Source organism: Pseudoalteromonas sp. BSi20311, assembly GCF_000239875.1.
Classification (GTDB): Bacteria; Pseudomonadota; Gammaproteobacteria; order Enterobacterales; family Alteromonadaceae; genus Pseudoalteromonas.
Genome location: NZ_BADU01000191.1, coordinates 1 through 6896 on the forward strand (window position 1 = coordinate 1; position 6896 = coordinate 6896).

The 6896-nt window shown below is 35.7% G+C and carries 11 protein-coding genes and 1 pseudogene; 5 read left to right on the forward strand and 7 right to left on the reverse strand.

The window, feature by feature from the left end:
• A partial coding sequence (locus tag P20311_RS18330; RefSeq protein ID WP_036932714.1) for a porin occupies positions 1–1113 on the forward strand: 1113 nt, incomplete at its 5' end.
• 93 nt (positions 1114–1206) lie between these two features.
• On the opposite strand, the gene P20311_RS18335 is transcribed toward P20311_RS18330, so the two are convergent.
• Positions 1207–1389 carry a hypothetical protein gene (locus P20311_RS18335; RefSeq protein WP_008115625.1) on the reverse strand — a complete coding sequence of 61 codons (183 nt, stop codon included), beginning with the start codon at positions 1387–1389 and terminating at the stop codon, positions 1207–1209.
• A gap of 111 nt (positions 1390–1500) precedes the next feature.
• Between P20311_RS18335 and P20311_RS18340 the strand changes: the two genes are divergently transcribed.
• Complete coding sequence (locus P20311_RS18340; protein WP_008115626.1) at positions 1501–2022, forward strand: TetR/AcrR family transcriptional regulator; 522 nt, start codon at positions 1501–1503, stop codon at positions 2020–2022.
• Positions 2023–2433: 411 nt separating this feature from the next.
• Here P20311_RS18340 and P20311_RS19475 read toward each other — a convergent pair whose 3' ends face one another.
• From P20311_RS19475 to P20311_RS18355, 3 genes are read right to left on the reverse strand one after another with little or no spacing between them, the layout of a single operon-like run.
• Positions 2434–2904 carry an alpha/beta hydrolase gene (locus P20311_RS19475; RefSeq protein WP_008115627.1) on the reverse strand — a complete coding sequence of 157 codons (471 nt, stop codon included), beginning with the start codon at positions 2902–2904 and terminating at the stop codon, positions 2434–2436.
• A complete protein-coding gene (locus P20311_RS19480; protein ID WP_008115628.1) occupies positions 2895–3329 on the reverse strand; it encodes an alpha/beta hydrolase-fold protein in 435 nt (144 codons plus the stop codon). Before P20311_RS19480 ends, P20311_RS19475 begins: the two co-directional genes overlap by 10 nt.
• Positions 3326–3835 (reverse strand): GNAT family N-acetyltransferase, encoded by a 510-nt coding sequence (locus P20311_RS18355; protein ID WP_008115629.1) that lies wholly within the window; start codon positions 3833–3835, stop codon positions 3326–3328. Before P20311_RS18355 ends, P20311_RS19480 begins: the two co-directional genes overlap by 4 nt.
• A gap of 99 nt (positions 3836–3934) precedes the next feature.
• On the opposite strand from P20311_RS18355, the gene P20311_RS18360 reads away from it, so the two are divergent.
• Positions 3935–4138 carry a hypothetical protein gene (locus P20311_RS18360; protein ID WP_008115630.1) on the forward strand — a complete coding sequence of 68 codons (204 nt, stop codon included), beginning with the start codon at positions 3935–3937 and terminating at the stop codon, positions 4136–4138.
• A gap of 1 nt (position 4139) precedes the next feature.
• On the opposite strand, the gene P20311_RS18365 is transcribed toward P20311_RS18360, so the two are convergent.
• The 3 genes and pseudogenes from P20311_RS18365 to P20311_RS19415 all read right to left on the reverse strand — a co-directional run.
• Positions 4140–4613, reverse strand: a complete 474-nt coding sequence (locus tag P20311_RS18365) for a GNAT family N-acetyltransferase (RefSeq protein WP_008115631.1) — start codon at positions 4611–4613, stop codon at positions 4140–4142.
• Between the two features lie 17 nt (positions 4614–4630).
• On the reverse strand, positions 4631–4825 hold the full coding sequence (locus P20311_RS18370) for a CPXCG motif-containing cysteine-rich protein (RefSeq protein ID WP_008115633.1): 195 nt from the start codon (positions 4823–4825) through the stop codon (positions 4631–4633).
• 95 nt (positions 4826–4920) lie between these two features.
• Positions 4921–5304, reverse strand: a pseudogene (locus P20311_RS19415) (MepB family protein); the annotation flags it as partial.
• 340 nt (positions 5305–5644) lie between these two features.
• On the opposite strand from P20311_RS19415, the gene msrA reads away from it, so the two are divergent.
• Both msrA and P20311_RS18390 read left to right on the forward strand, forming a co-directional pair.
• Complete coding sequence (msrA, locus tag P20311_RS18385) at positions 5645–6241, forward strand: peptide-methionine (S)-S-oxide reductase MsrA (RefSeq protein ID WP_008115636.1); 597 nt, start codon at positions 5645–5647, stop codon at positions 6239–6241.
• A 188-nt stretch (positions 6242–6429) separates the two neighbouring features.
• A partial coding sequence (locus P20311_RS18390; protein ID WP_036985329.1) for a hypothetical protein occupies positions 6430–6896 on the forward strand: 467 nt, incomplete at its 3' end.

Below are 6896 nucleotides of genomic sequence, written 5' to 3' on the forward strand. Positions count from 1 at the left end.
GCTATTGGCGGTTATATTGATGCGCGAGTAATTAATACTCAAGGTCAAAATGAAGTGGTTAATGGTGCCTCACGAATTAATTTTGATTTTAAACGTCAATTAAAGAATGGCTGGGAAGCGCTGACCAAAATTGAATGGGGCGTAAACCCAGTTGGTAGTAGTGATATTGTGTATAACAACCGTTTTGAGTCAATTCAGGATGAGTTTTTATATAACCGTTTAGGCTATGCTGGTTTAAAGCACGACAAATACGGCCAAATTACCATTGGTAAACAATGGGGTGCATGGTTCGACGTAGTATATGCAACTAACTATAGCTATGTTTGGGATGGCAACGCCGCCGGTGTGTATACCTATAACAAAGACGACGGTGCTGTAAATGGTACTGGCCGTGGCGATAAAACATTGCAATACCGTAATAGTTACGGTGATTTTGATTTTAGCGTACAAACTCAGTTAAAAAACAGCGCATTTTACACTTGTGATGTAACGGATATTACAGAGTCACAATGCCAGGCTAATTTTGAATCGGGCGATACTGCTGCGCAACAAGTTGAATTTAACTATACATTTGGTGGTGCAGTAACTTATAACGTGACTGATAAGCTAAAACTGACCGCGGGTATTAACCGCGGCGAGTTTGAATTAACTTATGGAGACGGAACAACTCGTTCAGTTGACGATTTAATTTACGGTGCGGGTGTTATTTGGGGCAATATTGATGCGCCAGGTTTATATGTAGCAGCTAATATAAACAAAAACGAAAACCACGATACAGATAACATTGGTCGCTTAATTGAAGATGCAATTGGTATTGAAACATTTGTGTCGTATCTTTTTGAAAACGATTTTAGACCATTTATTGCATACAACTTGTTTGACGCTGGCGACGATTACGTTATTCAGCCAAATTTCAATGCTGATCCTAATGATGTATTTAAACGTCAATTTGCTGTTATTGGTGTTCATTACTTAATAGATGAAAACACCCAACTTTATGTAGAAGCACGTAAAGACTTTGGTGATTTTGAAAGTGATAATAAACAACAGCAAGCACAAATGGAACAGTCAGAAGATGACGGTATTGCTTTTGGTTTTAGATACGTTCTTTAATGGCCTGTTGAGCTTTCAAGCTTAAAATCGCAAAGCTAAACTTAAAGCCCTGCAAAATAGCAGGGCTTTTTATTTGTTTTACTGAAGATTTTACTACTTTTTCTTAAATGCTTTTTTTAACGCACGCGTCCCCTCTTTTGGCCCTAGAATAAGCCACAAAAAAACAACCCCACCTGGGACTAAAACTGCTTTTAGGATTGGGCCGAGAATAAAAGAATAAAAATAAATAAGTGGAATAAAAAGTACATAACCAATAACACGTTTGATAAACTCCATGTATCACCTTTAGATTAATTGAGCATGCTCACAAATTTAATTGAGCGCGCTCAGTTAATCAAGTGCTAATTTAGGCCCAACTTCCAACAAAGATATAAAGCGTTGAATAGTATGAGTAAAAAAGAAAAAACACGGGATAAAATTTTAGCTTCAGCATGGGAGCTTTTCTTATTACAAGGTTATGACCACACATCAACAAGGGAAATTGCTGTTGCAGCTAATGTGGCAGTGGGTACGGTGTTTAGCCATTTTGAAAATAAAATTGATTTGCTTATTGCAGGTATGCAGCAACAAATTGAAGTTATTATTGAGCAAGCAAAGCAGTCAGATACTCAGCGACCTCCTCGATTAAAGTTACGCCACTACGCTCACCCCCTCTACTCCTTTTATTGTGAAAACAGTGAATTTAGTAAATTACTAATTAGCGACATTATTTGGCGTGCTGATTTTTTTAAAGCACAAATGGATGAATTTAAAAAACTGCTATTTAGTGAACAACCAGAATTTGATGAAACAAAAGCAAGTGTGATGATGGACTGCTATTTTATGACCCTGATCACAGGTTTAAACGACGAGCTACCTAATGCAGAAAGCATGTTAAGGCAATTGAGCAACAAAATTGCATTGTTGTAACGTCAATTAATAAAAGGCTTGAGTTTAATTCTGTGAAGTACTAAAACACTAATGGAAAATCCGATGTTAGCTGCAATCAACGTGTGTTATTTGAACATCTAAAGAATGACATTTTTGCTTCGATCTGGTTTTCCTGCGGCTGCACAACTCATTTAATAAAACGCGTAGTATAATTAACAACAAACGATCAACGCACATAAATAAACCCACATAAATAAACCCACATAAATAAACCCACATAAATAAACCCACATAAATAAACCTACCCCCCTTCCTCTGGTTATCGTTCTTAAGATTAATCAATTGCTGAGATTGCCTTTAATATAAATTTAGTATGATGTGTTCTTTTATCTATTACCCACCAGCAATAAATTCTAAATATGGCTATATTTAAATTAAAGCGGTAACTGATTAATTAAACGACGTGTTAGTTTGCGAGCCTAAGAACTCGGTATAATTTAATAGTGCTTTATCTACACTCAGTGCAGGGGTTTGATTATGATCAGCATTTATGTTAATTGTATTTCCCCATTTAAGCCAGCTGTTTGGATGTTTTGCTAAACTAGTAACTAAATTATTATATGCAGCTAACATTAGGGAATGTTCTGCCCCACCAACAGTGATATATAAAAATGTTGGCTGTTTTATACTATTCACGTTTGTTTTTAAAAACGTATCGAACTGTTTTGTCACTGTCATATCGTCATACCAAGCGGCTGGGCTAAACACAAAATAAGCATTAAATAGCTGAGGCTTAGTTTGTAAAGTATATAGAGTAAAGCTTCCACCTGCAGAAAAGCCTATTAACCCACGTTGACTAGTTAACTTATAATTAGCCGATATATATGGCAGTAATTCTTGCTCTATAAAAGCTAAAAACAAATCAGCTTTACCAAAATTTCTGGCGTAGTTTCATTGTTAGGTCGAGGATTTGTATTAACGTCCTTCCTTGCATAAGGTGGCACAAGATCACGATTTCGAGTATCAGTAAAAAACTGATTATGTACGACAACTAAAATAGCCTCATTAAATATACTTTCGGGATTTAATGCTTTTAGCGCCTTATCCCAATTAGCTAAATTAAAATTGCCATCTGTTTTTATAAAAAGTGGATGCGCTTTAGTTTTATCATAATTGTTAGGTAATCTGATAAATACTTTTCGAGACTCGTTAAGCACTTTCGAATCTAAGGTTACATCAACAAAATCTGAAACATTATTTTGATAATAACTAAACCCAGTTATTGCAAACCCAAATACACTAACAACAAACAATACATTTAAAATAATCGTTTTTTTAATTCTCATGCGTGGCTCATTTTAGTTAATTGCTTATGCCATACACCACTATTAAGTTGCTGGTTAAATACAAAGCCAAGTTTAGTGAGTAAGTTATAACAGCGAACATTTTTACCATGAATTTCTGCATATAGGTGCTCAATGTTTAGTGAGCTATGCACCTCACTGATAAAGCCTTTAAGTACTTCATGCATTAAGCCTTGTTGCCAATAAAAAGGATCGAGCTCAAAGCCCAAATAAGCAGTTTTTGTCTGGTTATTAATGTTATACAAACCACAAGTACCAATGAGTTCGCCTGATATATTATGTTCAATCGCAAGCCGAACACCTTCACCTTGGTAATAACTCGATATATCATCTTGAATTAACTGCTTAATATGCTCTTTATTAAGCGGCGCTTTATAATCATTAAATTCATAAACAAGGGGATTATTCAAAATATTTAATAACGCTGCGCCATGTTTGTGAGTAATTAAACGAAGAGTTACACGGGGTAATTTTATATTTTTAAACATGCCTATGCCAAATAAAGTAAACGCGCTTTAAATAGCACTTTATAGAACGTCATTATTAACTTACCATATCGTATTAACAAGCATTAATTGAGATAAACTATGAGCGACAATTTTAAAGTAATACAACCAACTACTACTGTTTACTGCCCAAAACGTGGTGAAGGTTGGACCCTTACCGGCATTACTAATATTGATGAGTTTACATCGGTTATGTTTGATGGCGTTCGTTATACCTTACCAGCGAGAGAAATTGTTGAGCAGTTATTGCCTAACCAATTAGCGCGTGAACAGCAAAATAGCTAACTTAAACGTAATTTATTGCTTTAACCATATAAACACAGTTATCTGGTAATGAGCTTTTCTCTTGATTCGCCGCAACTATAAATCCTAGCTTTTTATAAGCCAAAACTGCTGCTAGGTTATTTTCATAAACAAACAATGAACTATCAGTAACATTTAAGTTTAATTGGCCATGTTTACATAGTTCTTTAATCAGGGTGGCTGCAATTCCCTCCCCCCTGTATATAGGGTTTACTACTAAACGAGCCAAGTGACATTTGTTTTTCCGTTGATAATATTGCCCAAAAGCAAGTAATATGTTTTGTTGTCCAACCAATACAAAAGAAGCAGAATCATCAAGGTTTAAGTCCTCAATAAACGTCTTCTTTGTAAATGGATACCTAAAATACGGACCAGCCCATTGAGCTGTTTCATTTTGATTATTAAACCAGCTCATTAGCTCGATGATATGCGTATTATTAAGTGGTTGTAATGTCATTAAGCTTACTTACTCCTTCAAAACGCCTCATCTTCACTGTATACATTTACATTAAGTTCGTCGTTATCTTCAAATACGACAAACGAAATAGGCTTACAACACACTTGGCAGTCTTCTATGTATTGCTCATCAATATCAGCCACATCAATTAATACTTCTATGGTTTCTCCACAGTAAGGGCAACTAATCGATTGTTCTGTTAACTGGTTCATGATTTTCCCTTTTAAATTTACACAAGGTTATAATTTCACTTTAGTAAACAACCTTATATAAGACAATGCTGGTAAAGTGACTTAACAGTTTAAATTTAAACAGCGTTAGCTAAAATTTTGTTTAACTTAGATAAATCAATTAGTTTATATTGATCTTGCTGTAAAAAATAATCACATTGCCAACGTTGAGTGCTTTTCGCTGCGTTACTAAATACGCCTGAACCATTCAGAGCCCTACTTTCGCTCCAAGGTGGAAACACCCTAAAAGCCGTTTTTCCTTTGAGGTTAGTACCTGTAACTATGCCTTTTTTAACTAACAACTCAACCGGAAATAAAAATAAACCGCTTTGTATATTTGCTAATTGGTTATTAATAGTGGTTAGTCCATCACTTGCAACCGCTACTAATAAATAGTCAAACTCGTTGGTAAATGGGATTGGTTTAGAATTACTTCCATCCGCTGGTCGTTTCCATAGTGCTAAAAAAGCACCAGGTCAGTCGGGAGTAACTTTAGCTTTTCTGTAAATTATTCGCTTATGGTTTATAGTGAATCCAAATCCATGGTACTGAGCATTTTGACTATGAGGTATCAACTCATCAGTGTTTGGAAGTTTATACCCTAATGGAGCAAAGTTGTTTTGTAGAACGACTAACAATTCATCATACAAATTATCAGTCGTCATTAAACTTTTCATATATAGCATCCGTTTTATATAAAGCAAGTTCAACCCCTTCAGCCATTTTGTAATGAAAGAGTTTTTAAAGTTAGCGGGTCTTACTATACAAGTATTTATACATAACTACAGGTGAGAAATTTTTATGAAACACACATTAGCACTAGCATTAACCTCTGTGGGGCTTTTGTTTAGCTCATTAACGTACGCTAAAAGTGAACAAGCCATTTTAGCCGGAGGCTGTTTTTGGTGTATGGAAAGCGATTTTGAAAAACTCGAAGGTGTAACCGATGTGATCTCAGGTTTTACCGGCGGTGAACTTAAAAACCCTACCTATAATGGTAATCATCGCGGCCATTATGAAGCCGTTCTAGTTACCTACAACACTGAGGTATTGAGCTATCAAGATATTTTAAACCATTACTGGGTTAACATTGACCCTTTTGACGCTCAAGGCCAGTTTTGTGATAAAGGCCCAAGCTACCGTAGCGCAATATTTGTAGCCAATGAGCAGCAGCGAAAACTAGCTCAAAAATCTAAACAAGCCGTTATTAAAGAGTTTACTAACCAAACAGTGGTAACCCCTATTCTTGATGCGAAAACTTTTTACCCGATAAAAGGCGATGAAAGTTATCATCAAGATTACTATAAAAATAATCCTATTCGTTATAACACCTATCGCTGGCGCTGTGGTCGCGACAGTCGCCTAGAAGACATTTGGGGCGATAGAGTTACCCATTAAGTAATTACAAGCTTAAAAGGCTGCAGATTTGCAGCCTTTTTTGTTTCAATAATTTAATGCTGATAATAATTTACAATCTCTTTAATTTTGATGTTTAAGCCACTCATTTCAAGCCTAAAAAAGGAACAAAAACACGATTGTACCTATATAGGCAACTAATCTGACCAGTTTTTGACCAAACAGTCAAAATGAAATACAAAATACTTGTAGCCTTATCTATGTTTGTTCTAGGTGGTTGTGCTTCAACCACTCCAACAAGAACAACAGAGCAAGCGTATATGATAATCGATGTAAAAGGTGACTCGTCTATTCGAGATACTGTTCTTGATACGATTATTGATTCGGCTCAATCTAGCATGGATAGCTTGACGGTTAATAGAGGTATTCCTCCAGCATCTCTTCCTGAAAAAGCATCTCGTTTTAAATTAGTTAGTCCATTTCAAAATACACAGTTAGGTAACGTTATGAGCGGATTCTCAGCTTTATCACAAGCATCGGGAGGTTCAGGTATGAAAATACCTCAGTGTGATTCTCCTATTCTCACTATGAAGTCAGATAAATCAGTTAGCGGGTGGAGTGAAAGAACAACGTTCTTCATATGTGTTGTTCAATATCAAACAGGTTATCAAGTTGATGTATACACTACATTCGAGCT